The sequence below is a fragment of the Bombella favorum genome (assembly GCF_014048475.1).
Taxonomy (GTDB): domain Bacteria; phylum Pseudomonadota; class Alphaproteobacteria; order Acetobacterales; family Acetobacteraceae; genus Bombella; species Bombella favorum.
In genome coordinates, this window is the sequence record NZ_NWUS01000001.1 from 598,882 (window position 1) to 620,740 (window position 21,859).

At 55.8% G+C, this 21,859-nt stretch carries 21 protein-coding genes; 2 read left to right on the forward strand and 19 right to left on the reverse strand.

Features of this window, described 5'->3' with window-relative positions; translation table 11 throughout:
• Positions 1-2 precede the first annotated feature (2 nt).
• Positions 3-878 (reverse strand): sulfotransferase family protein, encoded by an 876-nt coding sequence (locus CPA57_RS02765; protein ID WP_326831334.1) that lies wholly within the window; start codon positions 876-878, stop codon positions 3-5.
• A 181-nt stretch (positions 879-1,059) separates the two neighbouring features.
• Here CPA57_RS02765 and rfaE2 point away from each other — a divergent pair, with 181 nt between their 5' ends.
• Complete coding sequence (gene rfaE2, locus CPA57_RS02770; protein ID WP_182081276.1) at positions 1,060-2,544, forward strand: D-glycero-beta-D-manno-heptose 1-phosphate adenylyltransferase; 1,485 nt, start codon at positions 1,060-1,062, stop codon at positions 2,542-2,544.
• Between the two features lie 2 nt (positions 2,545-2,546).
• Positions 2,547-3,680, forward strand: coding sequence for an AGE family epimerase/isomerase (locus tag CPA57_RS02775; protein WP_182081278.1), 1,134 nt, complete (start codon positions 2,547-2,549; stop codon positions 3,678-3,680).
• Positions 3,681-3,688: 8 nt separating this feature from the next.
• Here the strand turns inward: CPA57_RS02775 and CPA57_RS02780 are convergent, their stop codons facing one another.
• The 18 genes from CPA57_RS02780 to dxr form a co-directional block, all read right to left on the reverse strand.
• The gene (locus tag CPA57_RS02780; RefSeq protein WP_229709197.1) at positions 3,689-5,467 is read right to left on the reverse strand and encodes a chloride channel protein; all 1,779 of its coding nucleotides are present in this window, start codon (positions 5,465-5,467) and stop codon (positions 3,689-3,691) included.
• A 106-nt stretch (positions 5,468-5,573) separates the two neighbouring features.
• Positions 5,574-6,719 (reverse strand): succinyl-diaminopimelate desuccinylase, encoded by a 1,146-nt coding sequence (dapE, locus tag CPA57_RS02785; protein ID WP_182081280.1) that lies wholly within the window; start codon positions 6,717-6,719, stop codon positions 5,574-5,576.
• A gap of 8 nt (positions 6,720-6,727) precedes the next feature.
• Entirely contained in the window at positions 6,728-7,558 is an 831-nt protein-coding gene (gene dapD / locus CPA57_RS02790; RefSeq protein WP_182081282.1) for a 2,3,4,5-tetrahydropyridine-2,6-dicarboxylate N-succinyltransferase, read from the reverse strand.
• A gap of 59 nt (positions 7,559-7,617) precedes the next feature.
• Positions 7,618-8,556 carry an acetylglutamate kinase gene (gene argB / locus CPA57_RS02795; RefSeq protein ID WP_182081284.1) on the reverse strand — a complete coding sequence of 313 codons (939 nt, stop codon included), beginning with the start codon at positions 8,554-8,556 and terminating at the stop codon, positions 7,618-7,620.
• Positions 8,557-8,581: 25 nt separating this feature from the next.
• Positions 8,582-9,235, reverse strand: a complete 654-nt coding sequence (gene yihA / locus CPA57_RS02800) for a ribosome biogenesis GTP-binding protein YihA/YsxC (RefSeq protein WP_407647561.1) — start codon at positions 9,233-9,235, stop codon at positions 8,582-8,584.
• The gene (gene yidC / locus CPA57_RS02805) at positions 9,235-11,013 is read right to left on the reverse strand and encodes a membrane protein insertase YidC (RefSeq protein ID WP_182081286.1); all 1,779 of its coding nucleotides are present in this window, start codon (positions 11,011-11,013) and stop codon (positions 9,235-9,237) included. The genes yihA and yidC overlap by 1 nt, the downstream gene beginning before the upstream one ends.
• 125 nt (positions 11,014-11,138) lie before the next feature.
• The gene (yidD, locus tag CPA57_RS02810) at positions 11,139-11,291 is read right to left on the reverse strand and encodes a membrane protein insertion efficiency factor YidD (RefSeq protein WP_326831353.1); all 153 of its coding nucleotides are present in this window, start codon (positions 11,289-11,291) and stop codon (positions 11,139-11,141) included.
• A gap of 74 nt (positions 11,292-11,365) precedes the next feature.
• Positions 11,366-11,716 (reverse strand): ribonuclease P protein component, encoded by a 351-nt coding sequence (gene rnpA / locus CPA57_RS02815; protein ID WP_182081288.1) that lies wholly within the window; start codon positions 11,714-11,716, stop codon positions 11,366-11,368.
• Between the two features lie 2 nt (positions 11,717-11,718).
• A complete protein-coding gene (gene rpmH / locus CPA57_RS02820; protein WP_018979184.1) occupies positions 11,719-11,853 on the reverse strand; it encodes a 50S ribosomal protein L34 in 135 nt (44 codons plus the stop codon).
• A gap of 174 nt (positions 11,854-12,027) precedes the next feature.
• Positions 12,028-12,423: a lactoylglutathione lyase gene (gene gloA / locus CPA57_RS02825; protein WP_077395263.1), complete on the reverse strand. Its 396-nt coding sequence runs from the start codon at positions 12,421-12,423 to the stop codon at positions 12,028-12,030.
• A 15-nt stretch (positions 12,424-12,438) separates the two neighbouring features.
• A complete protein-coding gene (locus CPA57_RS02830; RefSeq protein WP_182081290.1) occupies positions 12,439-13,278 on the reverse strand; it encodes an LpxI family protein in 840 nt (279 codons plus the stop codon).
• A complete protein-coding gene (gene lpxA / locus CPA57_RS02835) occupies positions 13,275-14,129 on the reverse strand; it encodes an acyl-ACP--UDP-N-acetylglucosamine O-acyltransferase (RefSeq protein ID WP_182081292.1) in 855 nt (284 codons plus the stop codon). Before lpxA ends, CPA57_RS02830 begins: the two co-directional genes overlap by 4 nt.
• Before the next feature lie 5 nt (positions 14,130-14,134).
• On the reverse strand, positions 14,135-14,554 hold the full coding sequence (gene fabZ / locus CPA57_RS02840) for a 3-hydroxyacyl-ACP dehydratase FabZ (RefSeq protein WP_195805412.1): 420 nt from the start codon (positions 14,552-14,554) through the stop codon (positions 14,135-14,137).
• 171 nt (positions 14,555-14,725) lie between these two features.
• The gene (lpxD, locus tag CPA57_RS02845; protein WP_182081787.1) at positions 14,726-15,757 is read right to left on the reverse strand and encodes a UDP-3-O-(3-hydroxymyristoyl)glucosamine N-acyltransferase; all 1,032 of its coding nucleotides are present in this window, start codon (positions 15,755-15,757) and stop codon (positions 14,726-14,728) included.
• Between the two features lie 11 nt (positions 15,758-15,768).
• Positions 15,769-16,704: an OmpH family outer membrane protein gene (locus CPA57_RS02850; protein WP_182081294.1), complete on the reverse strand. Its 936-nt coding sequence runs from the start codon at positions 16,702-16,704 to the stop codon at positions 15,769-15,771.
• Between the two features lie 83 nt (positions 16,705-16,787).
• Positions 16,788-19,283: an outer membrane protein assembly factor BamA gene (bamA, locus tag CPA57_RS02855; RefSeq protein ID WP_182081296.1), complete on the reverse strand. Its 2,496-nt coding sequence runs from the start codon at positions 19,281-19,283 to the stop codon at positions 16,788-16,790.
• Positions 19,284-19,507: 224 nt separating this feature from the next.
• Positions 19,508-20,593, reverse strand: a complete 1,086-nt coding sequence (rseP, locus tag CPA57_RS02860) for an RIP metalloprotease RseP (RefSeq protein ID WP_182081297.1) — start codon at positions 20,591-20,593, stop codon at positions 19,508-19,510.
• Positions 20,586-21,770, reverse strand: coding sequence for a 1-deoxy-D-xylulose-5-phosphate reductoisomerase (dxr, locus tag CPA57_RS02865; protein WP_182081299.1), 1,185 nt, complete (start codon positions 21,768-21,770; stop codon positions 20,586-20,588). The genes rseP and dxr overlap by 8 nt, the downstream gene beginning before the upstream one ends.
• Between the last annotated feature and the right edge of the window lie 89 nt (positions 21,771-21,859).

A 21,859-nucleotide genomic window follows, 5' to 3' on the forward strand; every position in this document is an offset into this window, starting at 1 on the left:
TTTCATATGATCCGTACCGACTTCGGGTTCATGCTTCTGTCTCTCCAGAATGCACCCCCAGCCAGACGATTCACGACATCGGGTGGCAATATGAGAGGATGCTTCTGAGGCTCCACCTTCTGGGCAATGTCATGCAGCCCCGGCGTTTCCAGAGCCTTATCGTATGCCGTAGGAGGCGTGTAACGGACGTTGTCCATGTCATAAGTGGCGGCAGGAACGTTCAATTCCTTTTCCAGAAAACGCATGACGGACAGGGGCTTTGTCACCAGGCTGTCATAATCAACCAGTACCAGTTTGAACGAAAACTGTCCGAAAAATGCCTCCTGCAAGGCCTGATACGCAAAACCGAAAGCCCCCGCAGGAGACAGCAGATAATTCACCCGCTGATGTAGCGTAGCCCTATGTTCCACAGGCACGAGATAGGATGAAAACGTCGGGTCCCTGCCAATGATGCGCTCAAAGGAGTTAATCACCCAGACAGGATCACGCACACAGCAGATCACTTTTGCATGAGGGTAGAGATAGTCCAGAAGCTGAAGCTTGCTGCACCAGGCCCGGTTATTATCAATGACCAGATTCGGCTTTGATGGCATGTCATGGTATGTATCCATTGTCTTCTTAAGAAGATTCATGACCTTTTCGCCGCTAAATTCAGTTTTATATTCACCTTCTGAAATAACAGATAGCATCTTCGTCATAAGAGAACAGACAGGCGTCGAATATTCTGCACAGTAAATGTTAGGATTCTGCCCTAAAAGAACACTAAGAAGGGTGCTTCCTGAGCGAGGAAGACCAGATATAAAGTGAACATGACGAGACATTACGTACTTCCCGGCCTTGTTTTTTGTTTCGATTTGTATTTCATCAGAATGTGTCATTATTATCACTGTCAACTTTTAAAAATCATAAAAATTTATTTATTGTACTACCCCCCTTACGGACTGGATAAGACCCTTTCTCTGACGACAGAACGGTAAAAACATCCTAAACTTCCCCTTACAGACATAAGGCCACACGCCATTCACAGGCGGTGCTGTCTCCTGAAGGGAGGGATGTTTTTTGACTGATACGCTGATTGACGGTGCCATTACCATTCTGGGTGATCTACTGCTTGACCAATACATCACCGGGGATGTCACCCGCATTTCACCGGAAGCTCCCGTCCCTGTTCTGCTAAGCAGCCATCACCGTTCCACGCCCGGCGGGGCTGCTAACGTGGCTGTGAATGTCGCAGCTCTCGGTCATCCAGTCCACCTGATTGGCGTGGTGGGGGCCGATCAGGCCGCCGATACACTCCGGCAAGCTCTCTCCAGCTGGAAAGAGGTCAAGCTAGATGGGCTGGTAGAAGATGCAAGCTGGACGACCATCACGAAGACCCGTGTCCTCAGCGGGCGGCAGCAGATTGTCCGGCTGGATAATGAAAAACTCACCCCATTCTCCCGTGCAACCGAAGATGCCCTCATCGCTTCCACTATCCGCACATTGGACAGCAGCCACATCCTCATCTGTTCTGACTATGCCAAGGGCGTCCTGTCTGACCGGGTGCTGAAAACCATCATTGCAGCCGCCCGCTCCCGCAATATTCCCGTACTGGTGGACCCTAAAAGGGCCGATCTTTCCGCCTACCGGGGGGCCAGCCTCCTGACTCCCAATCGGCAAGAACTCGGCAAGGCCCTCTCTGCCGCCAACATTACCAATCCCACAGGCCCCACATGGACACTCCATGACGATGCCGAGGTGGAACAAGCCTGCGCTGCCATTGCCCCCCTTACCGGAAGCGACATTCTTCTTACCCGCTCCGAGAAGGGCATGACCCTTTGGCAACGGGGCACAGCCCCCCTACACTGCAAGGCGCATCCTTCAGAGGTCTATGATGTCTCCGGGGCGGGTGATACGGTCATCGCCACGATCGCTTGTGCGCTGGCCAGTGGTCGTCCCCTTGCCAGTGCCGTGACTATGGCCACCACTGCGGCGGCTATTGCTGTCAGCAAACTAGGAACGGCCTTCGTCACCCGTGATGAACTGCACCAGAAACTTCTAGAAGAAATTGCCGATAACGGAGCCTGCCTTCCCCTGACTGATGCCTGCACCATCGTAGAAAACTGGAAGCGGCACGGGGCCTCAGTCGTACTGACAAACGGATGCTTCGATCTCCTCCATCCCGGCCATGTCTCGCTCATCCAGTTTGCCGCTGGTCAGGGAGACAAGCTGATCGTGGCCCTCAATACTGATGCCTCCATCAAACGGCTGAAAGGCCCTCGCCGCCCCCTCCAGACCGAGCAGGCCCGTGCTACTGTCATCCGTGCGCTACGCCATGTCGATCTGGTAGTCCTGTTCGATGAGGACACGCCGCTGGACGTCATCACCGCCCTAAAGCCTGACGTTCTCGTCAAAGGGGCAGACTATAAAGAAAATGAGGTCGTTGGTGGGGATATCGTCAGAAAACATGGCGGGCGGGTCTGCCTTGCCCCACTTCTGAATGGCCATTCCACTAGCCGCATCGTCCAGACCATGGACGACACCCACCCAACAAAGGACGCCTGATCATGACACACATCGCCACATGGCGGGACTGGCTACTGCACAACGCTCTCCCCCTCTGGGCTCGGGCTGGTTTTGACGAGGACGCTGGCCTTTATCATGAACGTCTGACCTTTGATGCTGCCCCCATCGCCCTGCCCCACCGCCGCCTGATGGTGCAGGCACGGCAGATTGCCACTTACTGTCAGGCCGCCCTGAATGGCCATTACAATGCTGGGGAACAAGCTCTGACAGTACTAGACCGGGTTGCACGGCTCTACTATCGGGCGGATGGCTCTCCCGGCTGGGTTTTCGCCCTCGGGCCGGACCAAACGCCTTCCGACACGAAACGGGACCTATACGGCCATGCCTTCATTCTCTTTGCACATGGATGGGCCTACCGTTTGTCTGGTGATCCAGCTTTGCTGCATAGAGCCGAGGAAAGTCTTGCCGAGATCGACACCATCTTCCCTTCTACACATGGTGGCTACCGGGATGCCATTCCCGCCACATCAGACCGGCACTCCCAAAACCCGCACATGCATCTGCTGGAAGCCTGCCTAACACTCTTTGAGGTCTCCGGCCGGGAGGTATTCCTTGATCATGCCGAGGCTATTCTTGCCCTAGCCCTGCGCTCCTTCATCCCAGCCGGAACGGATTCCCTACTGGAATTCTTCACACCAGACTGGAAGCCGGAACAACCTACAGGGCAAAACCGAGTTGAACCCGGCCATCAAGCGGAATGGTGCTGGCTGCTGGGCGAATATCTCCGCCTCGCCCCCGAAGGCAAACATGCTACTGCGGCCAAAAAGGCACAGCATGCCCTCTATGCCCGCCTTCAGCAAACTGTTCCCGGCCCTCTTCTACCTGATGCGCTGCTGGATGATGGCACAATGCTGGAAGCCTCAACCCGCATCTGGCCCCAGACCGAAATGATGCGCCTACTTGCCCAGCACGCCCCGGCTGATCTTCAAACCCGGCACGAACGACTTGCACAAATGAGCCAGCTTTTCTTCACCCATTACGCCCCGGCCTCGCTTAAGGGCGGTTGGATCGACCGGCTGGATGAACAGGGAAACACGACCACAGACCACATGCCCGCTAGCAGCCTCTATCACATCTACAGTGCAGGGCAGGTTCTTATAAAGAACGCCTCATAAAACGCCCATTACACGGAAAAACGACCATCCCCGGCAAGGTCACGGCGGCTGCGCTCTAACTCCACAGCATAACAGCGCAGCGTATGCCGTTCACTCAGCTGGCCGACAAGCTGCCGGGACTGTCGGTCTTCCACAACTGCCAGCACGTCAGCTTCTGCCTCAGCGAACAGATCAGCCGCTTCCCGAATGGTCATATGCGGGTCCAGCATAACATCCCGATAACAGGCCAGAGTAGACACGGTTTTTTCAGTCGCAGGAGCCGCCGTGATCTCGGATACCAAAACAATACCCTGATACCGCCCATCCTCATCCACCAGCACGAGGCGTTCTTCAATACCCAGCGTCAATTGAGCCTGCGCCTGCTGGATCGTCATAGCGGCCGGAAAGCTGCGTACCTGGGCCCGCATTAGCTTCTGTACAGTCAACGCGCGCAGACGGCCGACATCCACTGCAGACCGAATTGTCTCACCACGCAGATGAAAACGCCATGTCGCAAAATTATAACCAAATAGCCGCCTGACCGTCAGTAGGGACAGAACAGCCGCCAGAACCACCGCACTGCTGATCGTCATGTTGCCTGTCATCTCCAGCACCAGACAAATCATAGTCATGGGGCCACCAATGATGGCCGTGGCCATAGCCGCCATGCCCAATACTGCACATACCTGCCCATCTGCCGGGGCCAACCCATAATGAGCCAGCAGATCACCAAACCCCTCGCCCGCCAGAACACCCAAGAACAACGAGGCGAAGAACAACCCGCCCCGGAACCCCGAGCCAATGGAAAGGCAAGATGCCACAGCCTTAAGCAACAAAAGCAACAACGCCAGAGAAGGCACCACCTTCCCTGCTAGCACCAACCCAACCCCGCCATGCCCTGCCGATAGGACTGACGGAAAAGACGCCGCCAGACAGGCTACAAGTACCCCTCCCACAACAGGCCGTAACCAGATAGGGACTGGCAGTTTCTGGAACACCCACTGTGTTTGCGTCACACAATACATGATGACAATTGCTGTGAGCGCACACAGGATTGCCAGCACACTGACACCAGGTACAGCACTCCAGCCCATATGCCAGCTCATCATCAAGGGGGGCACACCGCCCTTCACATGTACAAGATGCCGTACACCCAGCCCGGCCATTGCCGCCAGCGCAATAGGAAATAAATTGACGAGGCTGTAAGTCCCCAACACGATCTCGAATGCGTAGAAAGCCCCAGCGATGGGGGCATCAAATCCAGCACTGACAGCCCCAGCCGCCCCAGCCCCCACAAGAATACGCAGCTCTTCCCGCCGGACACGGAACAAACGCCCCAGCCACGAACCGAACGCCGCCGATATCTGCACATAGCCAGCTTCCAACCCTATGGACGCCCCTACGCCATTGGAAAGGACCGTCTGTACTGCAAGGCTGATACTATCCCGCACAGACATACGCCCCCCATGCAGGGCGTTAGCCTCTACTGGGTCCACTGGCCGGCGCACCATCCGCCTACGTAGGACTGCACCCATCACCCCCACAACGAGCCCCCCAAAACCCAAAACCATGAGACACCGCCAGAGGGGCAATGCGGGCAGTTCCGACAGGCGGCCCCCATTATGCAGGCCATACAAGACAACATGCATACCGAGGGTCACTGTGTTGATCACCAAAACACAGCCGCCCGCTAGCCCTCCCGTCAGTAATGCCAGCAGGAACAGCCCAAATCCGTCACGCCGCACGAATGACCGCAAAATGGCAGGTGCAAGCGGCATCGTGTGTGATGGCCCGTTCCGTCTGGGCATGAAGGATAATCTCCTCTGGTCAACAATGAGGCAGTTACATTCCTATAACAAAAAAACCCGCCTCATCCCGGCGGGTTTTCCCAACAATTCATCTGTCTGAACTCATTCAGACACCAAAACGCTGCATGAATTCCAGATAGACCTGCGTCAGCTGTTCTACAGAAGCCAGAGAAACATGCTCATCACGCTTGTGCATAGTTGCTCCCACCAGCCCGAACTCAGCTACCGGGCAGCAATGCGTAATAAAGCGGGCATCGGATGTACCCCCGCCTGTATCCAGCTTCGGTTGCCGGCCCGTTACCGCCTGAACAGCTTCGGAAAGCTGCCCTACCTCAGTTCCCGGGTCTGTTAGGAAGGATTCCCCGCTGACAGCCACCTCCATCGTAGCCTCTGGCGCATGATAGGAAACGACATCTCCTATCCAATTACGCAGGCTCTCGCTGGTGTGCAGATCATTAAAACGAATATTTACCCGGGCCTGTGCCATGGCCGGAATCACATTGGTGGCCGGATTGCCAACATCTACACTCGTAATCTGCAATGAAGATGGTGCAAACCACTCACTTCCCTGATCCAAAGTGCGCGACGTCAGATCGCTCAGGATAGGCACCAGACGATGGATGGGGTTATCGGCCAAATGGGGATAGGCTACGTGTCCCTGCACACCCTTGACCGTAATCACCACATTCATGCTGCCACGGCGACCAATTTTGATGACGTCACCCATCTCAGCCGGATTGGTTGGCTCACCCAGCAGACAGAAGTCAGGAGCCTCTCCCCGTTCCTTCATCCATTCCAGCACGGACTTCGTGCCATAATGGGCAGGCCCTTCCTCATCACCCGTGATGAGAAAAGCCAGACTACCTTTTAGCGGTCCAGCTTCCAGCCTACGCGCCACAGCCGCCAGAGCGGCCGCTACGCCCCCCTTCATGTCTGCAGTGCCACGCCCGTAAATATGCCCGTCTTTAATGTCACCGGCAAATGGGTCGCAGCTCCAGCCCTCACCGGGGGGCACAACATCCGTATGCCCTGCAAAACAGAGGCAGGGCTTCCCCGTCCCTAACCGAGCATAAAGATTGGGCGTTTGTTCCCCCTCCGGGCCAAAAGCGAGACGTGTAACCTCAAAGCCCATCATTTCCAACGCATGAGCTACAACGCTCAATGCCCCGTCATCTGCTGGTGTTACGGAGCGGCACCGCAGAAGGTCCTGCAGGAGTGCGATGGGGTCGGATGTAAATGATGGGTGGCTCATGGGGTTACTCAGTCACGCAGCAGCTCGTTGATGGATGTCTTGGAGCGTGTGCGCTCATCAACCCGCTTGACGATCACAGCACAAGCCAGAGACGGCCCGCCCGGTGTTTTCGGCGGAAGGGTACCCGGAACAACCACAGAATAAGCCGGAACACGACCCATATGGATCTCACCCGTCGTGCGGTCCACAATCTTTGTGGAGGCCCCAAGGAACACCCCCATGGAAAGGACAGAACCACGCTCCACAACCACGCCCTCGGCCACTTCGGAACGGGCACCGATGAAGCAATCATCCCCGATTATGACAGGAGCAGCCTGCAGCGGCTCCAGCACGCCACCAATACCGGCACCACCGCTGATGTGGCAGTTCTTACCAATCTGCGCACAGGAGCCAACCGTGGCCCATGTATCAATCATGGTACCGCTCTCGACACGGGCACCCAGATTGACGAAGCTCGGCATCAGCACGACACCCGGTGCAATGTAAGCAGAACGACGGACAACAGCACCCGGAACAGCCCGGAAACCAGCCTTATCGAACTCTTCCTTACCCCAACCAGCGAATTTCAGCGGCACCTTATCAAAACCCGGAGCCCCACCACAGGCATTGGCCATTGGCTCGGAATCATACAGACGGAAGGACATCAGAACGGCCTTTTTCAGCCATTCATGCACGACACGCTCATCTTCCTTCTGCTCAGCAACGCGGAACGTGCCATTATCCAGCCCAGCAAGAGCGGCTTCCACGACATCACGGGCCTGACCCTGTGTCTGTGAAGACAGGCTGGCACGATCTTCCCAAAGGGTTTCAATCTGCTTGCGAAGCTCTGCGTGATCCATAAAACGCTCCTTAAATTCTAAAACCATAACCCGGACAGGTCTGCGACCCGCCCCATAACTCAATCCGCCTTAATAAGCGTACCCTGCCCTGCCTTGGTGAAAAGCTCCAGCAGGCAGGTATGTGGCACCCGGCCATCCAAAATAACGGCCGCTTTAGCACCAGCCTGCACGGCCTTGAGGCAGGTTTCCACCTTGGGAATCATACCGCCGGTGATGTGTCCTTCCCGGATAAGGCGACGGGCTTCTTCTGCCGTTAGTTCTTCAATACGCTGCCCGTTCTCATCCAGCACACCGGGAACATCCGTCAACATCAACAGGCGGGAGGCCCGCACGGCACCGGCAACGGCACCAGCGGCAGTATCTGCATTGATGTTGTAGATTTCACCCTCTTCCCCAGCACCCAGCGGAGCCACGACCGGGATCAGCCCTGCACCCAAAAGGGCATAAAGCACACGGGGGTCTACACGCTCCGGCTTACCAACAAAACCGAGATCAACCGCCTCATTCTCGTTCTCATCCGTCCGATGATAATGGACAAGGCGACTTGCCTGAATCAAACGCCCATCACGGCCAGAAATCCCCACAGCCAAAGCACCAGCATGGCTAATAAGGTCCGCCACCTGTTTGTTCACCGTACCGGACAGGACCATCTCGATCACGTCGATCATTTCACGATCCGTGACACGGAGGCCATCAATGAAGCGGGACTCAACACCCAGACGCTTCATCATGCTGTTAATCTGCGGGCCGCCGCCATGCACCACAATCGGGTTAATACCGACCAGCTTGAGCAAGGCAATGTCCCGCCCAAAGGTTGCCGCAAGGTTATTCTCAACCATCGCATGGCCACCATACTTCACGACGATGGTGTCACCCGCATAGCGGCGCAGATAAGGCAGAGCCCCCGCCAGAACAGCCGCCTGCTGCTGATCGCTCAGACTATCAGGGGCCAGAAAGTCTTCTGGGAGAGAGGCAGGGAAAGAATTGGAAGAGGACATGACATTCACTCTACAGAAAAACTTTTCAGGGCTGTTCGGCGAAGCGGGCCATTATGCCACGCAGCTCTGCAACACCCAATGACGTCGCACTGCTTGTTGCCACAATATGAGGGAAAGCAGCCGCATGTGTTTTGGCCAACGCTTCCACTTCCTTTTGCCGCCCCGCCAGTGCGGAAGCCGACAGGGCATCACATTTAGTCAGAACGATCTGAAACACGACCGCTGCTTTATCCAGCAGATCGCACACTTCCTTGTCAGAAGCCTTGAGACCAACCCGCCCATCAATCAGCAGAATCACACGGGCCAGATTGGGCCGCCCCCGCAGATAGGCGAACATTGTCCGCTGCCAATCTTCTTTCACAGCTTTGGACGCCTTGGCAAAGCCGTAGCCCGGCATATCCACAAGGGACAGCCGCCCACCCAGATTGAAGAAATTGAGCTGCTTGGTCCGCCCCGGTTCGGAAGAGGCACGGGCCAGAGCCTTGCGGCCCGTCAGCGCATTGATGAGACTGGATTTACCGACATTAGACCGCCCCGCAAACGCTACCTCCGCCCGATCAGGGGGAGGTAGCTGCTCGATTGTCTGCGCTCCAAAGAAGAAATCACAGGGGCCAGCAAAAAGTCTGCGCCCTTCTTCCAGCTCTTCCTCGCTGGGCAGAACCGTCTGCATCTGCTCCATCACGGACCTTTCTTCTTTGCAGCACCGCCCTTACGGGGTGCTTTGCCTTTGCGGCTACCCAGCGGCACGGGCAGGCTCGTCCGGCGCTCGATGTAATGTTGCTGAAGGAATGTCAGCACGTTGTTCCACGTATAATAAACTAGGAGACCCGCCGGGAAACTGGACATCACAAAAACATACACGATGGGCATGAACTGCATGATGCGGGCCTGTGCGGGGTCCATGCTAACCATGCTGTGTTTCTGCAGCAGCCAGAAGGTAATACCCAGCGCTGCGCCCCAGACACTGAGGTGCAGGAACGAAAAAATATGCGTTGGTTCGAACGGCAGCAACCCGAACAAATTGAACAGGTTGGTCGGGTCCGGCACGGAAAGGTCTTTGATCCAGCCGAAGAAAGGCGCATGACGCTCATCAATGCTCAGATTGAGCATCTTATACAGGCAGAAGAAGATTGGAGCCTGAATCAGCATGGGCAGACAGCCCCCTGCTGGATTGATCTTCTCCTCCTTATACAGCGCCATGACCTTCTGATTCATGGTCATCGGGTCGCTTTTGTACTTCTCCCGAATCTCAGTCACCTTCGGTGCAATCAAGCGCATACGTGCAGCAGACTGTGCCGCTTTGGAAGCTAGCGGGAACAGTACGATCTTGACCATTAGCGTCATGACCATCAGCGCAAGACCGAAATTACCGATATGCGCATAAAGCCAATGCAGAAGGAAAAGGATCGGCTTCGTCAGGAAGCTGAACCAGCCAAAATCAATACTATCATCAAAACGAGGTAGATTTAGCTTGCGGCCATAGTAACGCAGCAGCCCCGGCTCCTTGGCCCCCGCAAAAAGATGGCTCCCCTGCCCGAGGCGGGCACCATCCTGAATCACCTGTGGCTCCTGCGAGGTGAAGGTGACACGATAAGCCCCGTGGCCTTCCGGCAGATAGCTATATTGGGCCCGCACATTGGAGGACGCATCAGCCCCGATAGCGGTCAGCCAGTATTTATCTGTAATACCGCCCCAGCCACCTTTACCGGAATCTGTCCATGACACATGGCCCGGCCCATTACCGTCTGTCCGCAGGGACTTATACCCTTCGTCAGCTAGCTTGCCATTCATAACAGCGATAGGCCCTTCGTAAGCCACGAAAGACCCCGTTTCCTCGGGGAGGTAATCACGCTGCACACGCTGGAAGGGATAGACCGAAACAGGCTGCCCAGAATGGTTCTCCACCTCCTGCTGCACGCTCATCATGTAATGACGATCCTGCGCCAGATGAATGATGAAACGCACACCAGCCCCATTGTCCCAATACAGGGTAACGGGTGTTTCGGGTGTCAGGCTGGTCTGAGTGCCATCCACCTTCCAAAGGGACTGCTCATTAGGCAGACGGGTCGTAAAGCCAGCAGCATTCTCCCAGCCAATGACCAGATAATTCGGCTTCTCACCGCCAGCCCGGTCTAGCAGACGGACCAGAGGACTATCCTTGGCGATTGTCTCCCGGTAACGGATCAGCTCCAGGTCATCAAACCGTGCCCCTCGCAGATTGAAGGAGCCCTGAACATCTGATGATACAACCTTCAGCCGATGCTCCTGATGATCATCTGCCTCTTCCACTGGGCTAGCAGACACTGGCGGTGCAGGTGGCACAACAGCCGCAGGGGCTGGAGCAGCATTCTGCGCCTCCACCGTCTTATGCCTATCTGGCGACAGGAAGAAATTAAAACCGATCAGGATCAGGGCCGACAGGGCGACGGCCAGAATAATACGTTTGCTACTTTCCATCGGGCAGGAGCCGCTCTCTCATTATGCTGGAAGGGTAGGTTGCCTCATTCACTGGCTTAAAATCGTCCCCAAAACAATAGCTGCGCCATTTTTTTTGCGTTTTCTTCCCAAGGAACGACTAGCCATCATGGGGGATAATCCACGCCGCCCGAATGAAAAGGGTGGCATCTGAAAATACGGCAGAGCGTCAGACATCCCCCTCGGATAGGGCCGTGGCGGCGGATAGCTTCTTCACCGTAGGCACTGCAACTGGGATGGAAACGGCACTGCCTACCCATAAGCGGGCTAAAAAAAAGACGGTAGAGCTTTATCAGCCCCAGTAAGAGGACAGAAAGCAGCCAACTGGCCGCCTTCACTCTCTCCCTGCCTTCTCAAGGGCCTGCAAGACCCGCCGCACATCATGTTTCAGAAGAGGGAAAGGCCGCATTCTGGTTGCGGCACGTCCGATCAGGACGATATCACCCGAGGAAGGACATCCTTCCTCCTTCACCACTAGCCGGAGGGCTTCCCGCAAGCGGCGGCGTGTACGATTGCGTATGACGGAATTACCGACCTTTTTGGTAACAGTAAAACCGGCCCGTACTGTCATGTCCCCCTGCCCCGGCAACACCTGGCCGATTAGCCCGGGAGACACGACCTTATGGCCCTTGCGGGCCACACGCAGAAACTGCGACCGCTTCTGCAGGCGGTCAGGCTGTTTCATGCTCAGGCAGAGAGCTTCTTACGGCCCTTGGCGCGACGGTTGGCCAGAACACGACGGCCACCCACTGTGGCGGAGCGTGTGCGGAAGCCGTGGCGACGCTTACGAACCAGACGGGAAGGCTGATATGTGCGCTTCATCTTTTCAATCCTCTAATCTTAACAACATGTCGATAAAGACATGTATCAGAACAGGACGCACCCAGTAACGCCCCTCCACTTAGGGAGTGGCTTTTAAGGGGATGGCCCTGCCCTGTCAATCCTGCAATTCCATGCGAAGCGCACAGACTGCTAAGCCATACCCGACTTTCGGGCTCAGGCGTCCTTCTTTTCGATCAACTCAATCTTGTATCCATCAGGGTCCTGCACAAAGGCAATGACAATACCCGTGTTACCCATTGGCCCTGCCTCACGAGTGACACGCCCGCCCCCCTGACGGACGACATCTACAGCGGCTGCAACGTCACGCACACCAACGGCAAAATGCCCGAAACCCGTACCGTGCGTATAGTCCTCGGCCTGATCCCAATTGTAGGTCAGTTCGATCTCGGCCTCACCACGGGCATTGCCCTCGTACCCAATATAAACCAGCGTGAAACGTCCTTCCGGAACTTCCAGACGGCGAAGTTCACGCATACCCAGAAGATGATAAAATGCCAGACTGCGATCAAGGTCTCGTACACGGACCATCGTATGAAGATAAATGCTCATATATCTTACATCCTTTTATTCAGAAATGGCGTCCGAACCCAGCCCGTAAAGGAACAGCCCCAGACGATCCGCCTCCTTTATACAGCGATCCGCCTCCATCACCAAGGTAAGCCGTGAGGGAAATGCCACCCCCCGCAAGCCTGCTTCTGCCGCCTTTCTGATGGTTTCTGGCCCGATAGCGGGCATATCCGCTCGCAGCTCCTGCCCTGCCTTAGGCATCTTGACCAGCACGCCACCAGCCCCTTCCTGCTTCACACTACCACAGCGCAGCAGCATGGCGTCTGTTCCCTCCAGGGCCTCAACAGCCAGTGTCAGCCCCTTTTGCACGACACAACCCTGCCCAATGTCTAGCGGCCCCATGACGGACAATATATGCACGGCCTGACGGATATCAGCCCTCGCCTGACGATCGGGCCTGACCCGCCCCCAGGAGCCACATCTATTGCTTGTTGTATCAAGAAACTCATGGGCTCCCCGCACATGGAAGCCTTCCTCTTCCAGCAACCTGACAATTGCTGCCAGAAGGCCATCGTCGCCAGCAAACAAAGCCCGCCCCAGCTTGGCAAGCAGACGCACGCCCTCTGCATCCGGCCGCAAAGACCGCCATGAAGGTCTCTTAACGGGGCCTATCAATACAAGTTCAGCACAGCCCTGCCGACGCAGAGCCTGAAGAATAGCCCCTGCTGCTGCAAGACGGATTATTTCATGCGGATAAGGGGCCAAGAGGGACTCATCTGCGAACCCCTCGAACCCTATAAGGAATGGCTCTTGCCCTTTGCTCCTAAGGGCTTCCGCCACCTGAGCCGGAAGCGGACCGCCACCGGCCAGTATCCCAACCCGAGCGGGCTGGCTCACCCTTCTACGTCCTTCTCGGGGCCACCCTGTCCCGGCCGTGTAAGCCCCCTTCGGCTGGGGGCCTCCATGAAACGCAGCATCTCGACCACTCGTCCGATATGGCCGTAACGCTGACGCACCTTATCCATGCGTTCACCTAGAAGGGCATCACCACGACCAGAACGGGGATAAAGCTCCCGAAATGCCAGACGCATCTGCTGTATCTCACTGGCCTCCACACCGGAGCGCTTAAGGCCAATCCAATTCAACCCGACCAATCTGGCCCGATTGCCCAGAACGCTGCCATAGGGGATGACATCCATCTCCACCCCGCACAGCCCGCCTACCACAGCACCATGACCGATACGGACAAACTGATGCAGAGCGGCTGAACCCATGATCCGGGCATAATCACCGATAATGACATGCCCCCCCATGACCACGTTATTAACGATGATCACGCCATCACCCAGCACACAATCATGCGCAATATGAGCGTTGGCCATAAGCAGACAATTCCGGCCGATGCGGGTTTCACCCGCCCCCTGTGCCGTCCCCCGATGGATGGTCACATTTTCCCGCACTACCGTCCCCGCACCGATGTAACAACGGGTCGGCTCATCGGCATATTTCAGGTCCTGCGGTGGGTATCCCACGGTGGAAAAGGGGTAGACCTCCACCCCTTCCTCCAACACCGTATGCCCCTCCACCATGACGGACGCATGCAGGCGGACATTATCACCCAGCTGAACATCTGGGCCAACAATACACCAAGGACCAATCCGCACTCCCTGACCAAGAGACGCCCGTGGGTCCACAAGGGCCGTTGGATGGATCCCGGTTCTATCAGGAGCCTGTCCCGGTTCTGGCATCAGGATCAGTCCACGATCATGGCACTAAAGGACGCTTCCGCAACGGTGACACCCTCTACCTTGGCAACACCACGGAACCGCCACACTGTTCCACGGGCACGTTCCTTGCTGACATGAATGCGCAGCTGATCCCCCGGCCCAACTGGGCGGCGGAATTTGGCGTTCTCCACCGTCATGAAATAGACCAGCTTCCCTTCAAAGGCTTCACCCAGCGTCAGCACAACAAGCGTAGCAGCCGTCTGCGCCATGGCTTCCACAATCAGCACACCCGGCATGACAGGACGTGCCGGGAAATGCCCTTGGAAGAATGGTTCATTAACTGTCACGTTTTTGATGCCAACGGCAGATTCCGCCGCCTTGATCTCTTCCATCCGGTCCAGCAGAAGGAAAGGATAGCGATGAGGAATCGCCTTCATAATCTGCATCACATCTACGCTCTCAGGCACCTGATGTGTCTGCCCAGCAGCATCACCCACTTATCTCATCTCCCGGCTTTCTTTGACAAAATGCGACCGTCCGCCTCTCCCAGAAAGGGAAAGGCGGTCAATGTCCGCATCTTTTACCAAAAAACATCCCGAAATACCAATCGGTTCATCTTACTTGCGTGAAAGCTTCCGCAAAGTTGCCACATTTCGGAAGAACTCACGAAACGGCATAGCTGGGCTGCCAATGACATCCGCCCCAGCCTCCACATCATTCATCACACCGCACTGCGCCCCTATGCGGGCCTTGCGACCGATATGGATGTGACCGATCAGGCCAGCCTGGGCGGCAATCGTCACGAAATCTTCAATCTCGGTAGAGCCCGAAACACCAGCCTGCGACACCACAATGCAACAACGGCCCAAACGGGCATTATGACCGATCTGGACAAGATTATCGATCCGGGTCCCTGCCCCGATGACCGTATCCCGCATGGACCCTCGATCCACCGTCGAATTGGCACCGATCTCCACCCCATCCTCAAGAATGACACGGCCAAGCTGGGGCACGGACTCAAAACCATCCGGCCCTACAGCAAAGCCGAAACCATCCTGCCCAATCCGAGCACCAGGGTACAGAATGACCCGTTCCCCCAACAAGGCGTGGCTAAGAGTTACATGCGCCCCGATCCGGCAGCCATCACCCAACACAACATGGTCTCCCACCGTTGCATGAGCACCAATGACACAGCCATTACCAATCTGCACCCCATCGCCAATAACGGCAAAGGGCCCTATCTCCACCTGCTCACCAATAATAACATTCTCACCGATAAAAGCTGTCGGATGCTGTTTTGCCTGTGCAGGCGGCAGGGGATGAAAAAGACGGGCTACGCGAGACCACGCCAGATACGGCTCCCGACTAACCAATGCCGTGCAGCCTTCTGGCGTCTTATCAACAAAAGCAGGGCCAAGTACGACAGCTCCCGCCTTTGTTTCTTTCAAGAGAGGTAGATAACGGCGATTATCTAGAAAGGAGATATGCTGCGGACCAGCTGCATGCAGCGGAGCAACGCCTACGAAAGACGTCCCCAGCGTCACCGCTCCCGGGGCCTCTGCTCCCGTTGCCTCAAGAATTCGCTCCAGCGTAAAAGGGCCGGAACGCCTGAAAAAACGAGAATCGCCTGGAAGCTGGTCCGCTGCCATCGTCACTCCCCTTACTGCTGGCGACGCAGAATCGAACCCTTGGCCGGGGCCTCGGCAGGCTGCTGCTGTTGCTGAGCCGCCTGATTCATCAGCCGCTCTTCATCTGCCGTAGTCGGCATCTTGCCAGACTTTGCCAGAACCTCGGGATCTACCCCATCGCCGGGAATGAAGACATGCGGCAGAACCTTGTTGAGGCGATCTGCTACTTCCTCAGTGATGTCCTGACCATCGACATGCAGCACAGCCTGCTCAGCATGCAGCACAAGGTTCATGCCATGAGCCGCTGCCACCTTGGCAATAATTCCGTCACGCTGCTCCAGCACGCGCTCGATCTGATGGAAAGCCACCTGATAGGCCTCCTGAATGATACGAGCCTTATTGCTGAAATCACGCTGATCTTTGGCGCGACGTTCCTGCAAATGGCGGACACGCAGCTGAAGCTGATCAGACGTCAAAGTGCGGGCCTGAACTTGAAGTTTCTGCTGCTCTTCCCGCCAGTCACCTTCTTCCTTCTGCACAGCACGGGCCAGACGATCACGGCGCTCACCCAGCACCTGCTGCATTTCCTGCGCTGCTGTGGAAAGCTGCATCACACCCTGCACGCTGATCAGCCCGACCGTCACCGGCGGCGGAGCATCTTCCTTCGGCACAGCTGGTGACGCTGGCACTGGCGGCAAAGGAAGTATCGGTGCAGCCTGCTGTCCTTCTCCTTCTTGTGCCCCAGCATCACCGGCTTCATCCATGCCAGTCATATCCGGCACAGCAGCCGGAGCCGGTGCGGGTGCAGCATGATGGTGCGACGCAGCCGGAGCTGATGGCTGGGCAGTTTTCGGCACGAACCATGCCCCGTTACCCTCACTCGCATCAGCAGCAATAGACTGTCTGACTGGCATGAATGTCAGGGCCGTTACGGTCATCAAGGTCAAAGGCAGTGTTAAGCGTGACATGAAAACCTCTTTGTAAAATCAGAACACTTCAGACCGCCATGCCACTCCCGGAGAGGAGTAGAACATGTCGGCCTGTATCTTGCTTAGAACTGCTGCCCAAAGCCAAAGCGGATCGGGTACAGCCTGTCCCCATGTTCACGATGAATCGGAACAGCGCCGTCGATATTGACAAGGCCGAAGGGGCTCTTCCAGGAGATACCAAGACCACCGGAAACACGGGGGGTCATAGTACTACCCCCAATCGGGGTATAGTACGGGTCGTTCCAGTTCCGATAATGGTTCCGGTCTTTCACACGTTTGCCAGACAGACTACCCGCATCGATAAAGCCACGGCCTGAAATGCCCAAGCTATCACCCATTGGAAGTGGGAAATTCAGCTGGACAGACGCCGTATACATAAAGGTACCACCCAACAGGTCTTCCTGCCCGGCACCTGGGCAATAGCCATTACGCGCCTGACCCAATGGAGTGTTAGCAGCACCGCTATGGCAGGCCCCCTTGTAATGGCCGCTTCGTGGCCCGACACCACCCTGCAGGAAGCCTCGCAGGTTCTGCCCACCGAGATAAAAGTTATCAACGATGTTGCGATCGCCGCTGGAGCTCCAGTCATGCATATAGCCGACACCGCCCTTGAACTGGAAACCCCAGCTATGGCTGCCTGTCAGATCATCCAACGGCAGATAGTAGCTACCATTGGCTTTGACACGATAATATTTCTCATTACCACCGAGGCCAGCAAAATCACCACCAGCACTGAGAACATAGCCCGACCGCGGATTCATACGGTTATCACGGCGGTCATAGGTAATGTTCGTCCCGATTTGTGACAGGAGAGACCAGCCGGCTGCATCACGCACATAGACAGACGGTGTATCATCTTCCCAGCCTGGATACTGCGAATTAGGAACACCATTACCGACGTGACGGTCTACAACGGTATAGGTCCAGGACTGGGACAGATACCGGTTATAGGCATAACCGAGACGAACAGAGGCACCATACTGCCCCTCATTATAACTCTGGTAGGTCTGGTAATTGTTCTGGATTGTATAAAGATCAAAACCAGCAACAAAGTTACGCCCAAGGAAGTACGGGTCCGTCACGGATAGGTCAGCCTGTTTTTCATAATAGGCGACCGTACCGGAGAAGCCGGCATCAATCCCTGTACCCAGCAGGTTATGCTGCTTCAGCCCGAGATTCCCCATAATACCGGCATCCGTCGAGTAACCACCACCCAAGGAGAACTCACCGGTCGGCTTCTCCACAACGTTGGCACTGACATTGACCTTATCTGGCGCAGACCCCTGGGACTGTTCCACATTGGTGCTGCTGAAATACCCCATATCCTGAAGGGCCAGCTTGGAATATTTACGGTTAAACGGCGTATAGGCATCGCCTTCGACCATAGGCAAGTTACGGCGAATCACATGATCCCGTGTCACCGTATTACCGTTGATGTCGATGCGCTCCACGTAGGCATGGGGCCCTTCAACAATATCAAACAGCAGGTCAACGACCTTCTTTTCCGGATTACGGGCAATTTCAGGCCGGACCATCGCAAAGGGATGACCGTTAGCCTGAAGCCATTCCTGCATATCCGTTGCATTATCCTGCACCGCAGTGCCATCGTAATACTGGTTCTTATAGACCTCGATATGCTTCTTCATCGTGTCTGCCGTGACATGATGAACATTGGAACGCACACCAATCTTGCCCAAGCGGTACCGTGGCCCCTCATGCAGGGTGTAGGTGACGTAGAAGCTCTTATGATCCGGCGACAGCTCACCAGTCGCATCAATCATGTGGAAATCCACAAAGCCGCTATGCAGGTAGAAACGTCTCAGCAGCTCGGCATCGTAACGGATGCGCTCTGGGTTATATTCATCCGAGGAAGAAAAGAAACGGTACCAGGCATGTTCCTTGGACGATACAACATGGGACAAAGCCGCTTCGCTGAAACTATCATTACCAACAAAGGCAATTTTCCGGACCAGTGTCTGCTGCGATTCATTGATGTTGAAGATCACATCAACACGGTTATGGGAAAGGCGAATGACCTGCGGCACCACCGTAGCCCCATACCGGGCACGGGCTGCATACATATTCAGAATCTTCTGACGATCTACAGCCACGGTCTGCGCCGAAAACACGGCACGGGTCCGCATACTGATTTCTTTCATCAGGTCTTTATCCTTGAGGGCATGGTTCCCCTCAAAGACAATACGGTTAACCACAGGGTTTTCTGTCAAATCTACGACAAGGGTGCTGCCCTGACGCTTCAACGTCACATCCCGGAACAGGCCGGTAGCGTAAAGCGTCTTCAACGAGCGGTTCAGAGCGTCACGGTCAAAGCTATCACCCGGCTGCACAACCATATAGGAGAGAACAGTACTGGTCTCAATCCGAGTATTGCCGTGGACTTCGATAGCCTGGATCATGCTGCCTGAAGGCACATAGCCGTCACCCGCTGGTCGCCGGACATGATGAGTACCACGCCCCTGCTGAGGAGCTGCCTCTGCAGCACAAAGCAAGGCCGGTGCCGTACAGACAGAAGCCAGCAGAGCCAGTCGAACGGCCATTGGCCGGAACCTTTTCGTACGCAATCCTGACAAAACCGGTATTCCTCGTCCCAAATTTCTACGAACGGCCATCCCACCAACATCCTGATGCAGAACGTCCAGACAGTCCCATACGCACAACCGTACCAAGCGGACTCCCCCGCACCAACGTGATGAAGGGAGCTGCCTGTTTCAGTTATATACTCTACCCTAGATGGTCTTTTCCATCATTGCAGGGGGAAAGATCAACCCCCATGAGCAAACAACCAGTGAAAAACTCCCAACCCTCTGAGATCATTCACTGTTGAGAAAATGAAAAGTGCAGCCACAAGCAGTAGACCAAACTGTAGGGCATACCCCTGTGTTCGCTCCGACAATGGACGCCCCAACACGGCCTCGCAGGCATAAAAAAGCAGGTGCCCACCATCCAGCATGGGGACAGGGAAAAGGTTCAACAGTCCGAGATTCAGGGATAGCAGAGCGATAAAGCCTATCGCACTGGCAATACCATAATCCACGGCCTGACCAGACATATGAATAATGCCGATGGTCCCGGAGAGCTGCCGAGCACTTCTCTGCCCGCTGATGATCTGCCAGATGCCTTCCAGCATATTGCCACACATATCCCATGTCTGGCCGATGGCTGCCGGCACCGCCTTATAAACCGGCAATGGCGCACTATGGCTTACCGCAAACCCAACACCCAGACGGCCTACATCATGGCCGTTTTGCTGGATGCGATCGAGCGTGACAGGCAGTTCTTCAGTCTGTCCCTTCCGCAAGAAGCCGACCTTTATAACCTCACCGGGATGAGCAGCAACCTGCGCCTGAATATCGCCAATGCTAAGAATATGATGCCCGTTCAGACGCTGGATCTCATCACCAACCTGCAATCCGGCTTTCATGGCAGCGCCATTGGGTGCCAACGTGCCGATATCGGGCCGTGCCTCCGGCTTTCCAAAGCAAGAAAGCAGAATCACAAAAAGAAGGATGGTCAGAAGGAAATTGAAAACCGGCCCTGCAACCGTCACGATAGCCCGTGACAGAACAGATTTCCGGTTGAAGGCATTCTCGTCACCTTCCTCCCGTGGGGCATCGGGCCGGTTCTCAAAACCGTGCAGCTTCACATAGCCCCCAAGCGGTAGAAGGCTGATCTGCCAACGTGTTCCCACCCGGTCCTTCCATGATGTCAGGGCAGGGCCGAACCCAATGGAAAAAACGGTCACTTGCACACCACGCCACCGTGCGGCCAGATAATGGCCCAGCTCGTGAATGAAGACGACGATCCCGAAAACGACCAGACCGGCAATGATGCTCTGAAGACTATGCATGGGCCGCCATCCGCTTTATCTGTGCCCGAGCCAGTTCACGGCCCATTTCATCCCAATGATAAACGTCCTCCAGCGACGTCGGCACGGGGTTTTCCGGCATGGCCTGGAGGCTGGCATCAATCAGCTCACCAATGCCAAGGAAGCGGATTTTCCCAGCAAGGAAGGCTTCCACGGCGATCTCATTAGCGGCAGAGAAAACAGTCGGAGCCACACCCCCCGCCCGCAAAACCTGACGAGCCAGACGCAACGGAATGAAGCGTTCCTCGTCTACGGCTTCAAAATTCATCTGTCCCAGCTTCACAAAATCCAGACGTTCACATTTCGTCTGCATTCGGGTTGGGGAGGCCAGCGTGTGGGCAATAGGAATCCGCATATCTGCCGTCCCCATCTGAGCCACGAAACTACCGTCACGGAAGCATACCATGCCATGCACAACGGACTGCGGATGCACCAGCACGTCAATCTGATGCTCTGGCAGGTCGAACAGGCGGGCAGCCTCGATCACTTCCAGCCCCTTATTCGCCATGGAAGCGGAATCAATCGTGATCTTGGCCCCCATGGACCACGTAGGATGCTTCAGAGCCTGCTCAGGGGTCGCCTTGGCCATTTCCTCCTTAGTGGAGCAACGGAACGGACCACCGGACGCTGTCAGAACAATCTTCTCGACAAGGGACATATCCGCCCCGCCAAGTGACTGCACAATAGCATTATGCTCGGAATCCACAGGCAACAGCTCGGCACCGGCATGGCGCACAGCCTCCAGCATGACATTACCAGCGCAGACGAGGGCTTCCTTGTTAGCCAAGGCCACCTGATGCCCGTTGCGCACGGCCTCCAGAGTCGGTGCTAAGCCGGCCGCCCCGGTAATGGCTGCCATCGTCCAGTCAGCTTCCAACGCACCAGCCTCAATAACGGCCTGCCGACCGGCTGCAACCTTCACATTGGTGCCAGCAAGACGCTCTTTCAGCTCGTCGTAATGTTGTTCGTCATTCAGAACTGCCAGTTCGGCATTCAACGCCTTGGCCTGCTCGGCCAGAAGGGCGGCATTCTTCCCGCCCACAAGGGCACGCACCTGGATGGAGTCTGCCTGCTGCTTCAGAAGATCGACTGTTGAAACCCCGATACTACCCGTGCTGCCGAGTACACTGATGCGCCGACGCCCAGAACCTCCCCCCATGGAATACCTCTCCCTTGATGATTTCAACATAATACGTAATGGCAGACCTGCCGTATGACAGACCTATAGCAGAGACTGCTGCTCCAGAA

Bases quoted from the DNA above. Each gene is read 5' to 3' on its own strand.
- CPA57_RS02765 (WP_326831334.1), bottom strand. From the start codon at position 878: ATGACACATTCTGATGAAATACAAATCGAAACAAAAAACAAGGCCGGG.
- CPA57_RS02775 (WP_182081278.1), top strand. From the start codon at position 2,547: ATGACACACATCGCCACATGGCGGGACTGGCTACTGCACAACGCTCTC.
- CPA57_RS02780 (WP_229709197.1), bottom strand. From the start codon at position 5,467: ATGCCCAGACGGAACGGGCCATCACACACGATGCCGCTTGCACCTGCC.
- dapE (WP_182081280.1), bottom strand. From the start codon at position 6,719: ATGAGCCACCCATCATTTACATCCGACCCCATCGCACTCCTGCAGGAC.
- dapD (WP_182081282.1), bottom strand. From the start codon at position 7,558: ATGGATCACGCAGAGCTTCGCAAGCAGATTGAAACCCTTTGGGAAGAT.
- argB (WP_182081284.1), bottom strand. From the start codon at position 8,556: ATGTCCTCTTCCAATTCTTTCCCTGCCTCTCTCCCAGAAGACTTTCTG.
- yihA (WP_407647561.1), bottom strand. From the start codon at position 9,235: ATGGAGCAGATGCAGACGGTTCTGCCCAGCGAGGAAGAGCTGGAAGAA.
- yidC (WP_182081286.1), bottom strand. From the start codon at position 11,013: ATGGAAAGTAGCAAACGTATTATTCTGGCCGTCGCCCTGTCGGCCCTG.
- yidD (WP_326831353.1), bottom strand. From the start codon at position 11,291: ATGGGTAGGCAGTGCCGTTTCCATCCCAGTTGCAGTGCCTACGGTGAA.
- rnpA (WP_182081288.1), bottom strand. From the start codon at position 11,716: ATGAAACAGCCTGACCGCCTGCAGAAGCGGTCGCAGTTTCTGCGTGTG.
- rpmH (WP_018979184.1), bottom strand. From the start codon at position 11,853: ATGAAGCGCACATATCAGCCTTCCCGTCTGGTTCGTAAGCGTCGCCAC.
- gloA (WP_077395263.1), bottom strand. From the start codon at position 12,423: ATGAGCATTTATCTTCATACGATGGTCCGTGTACGAGACCTTGATCGC.
- lpxA (WP_182081292.1), bottom strand. From the start codon at position 14,129: ATGCCAGAACCGGGACAGGCTCCTGATAGAACCGGGATCCATCCAACG.
- fabZ (WP_195805412.1), bottom strand. From the start codon at position 14,554: ATGCAGATTATGAAGGCGATTCCTCATCGCTATCCTTTCCTTCTGCTG.
- lpxD (WP_182081787.1), bottom strand. From the start codon at position 15,757: ATGGCAGCGGACCAGCTTCCAGGCGATTCTCGTTTTTTCAGGCGTTCC.
- CPA57_RS02850 (WP_182081294.1), bottom strand. From the start codon at position 16,704: ATGTCACGCTTAACACTGCCTTTGACCTTGATGACCGTAACGGCCCTG.
- bamA (WP_182081296.1), bottom strand. From the start codon at position 19,283: ATGGCCGTTCGACTGGCTCTGCTGGCTTCTGTCTGTACGGCACCGGCC.
- rseP (WP_182081297.1), bottom strand. From the start codon at position 20,593: ATGCATAGTCTTCAGAGCATCATTGCCGGTCTGGTCGTTTTCGGGATC.
- dxr (WP_182081299.1), bottom strand. From the start codon at position 21,770: ATGGGGGGAGGTTCTGGGCGTCGGCGCATCAGTGTACTCGGCAGCACG.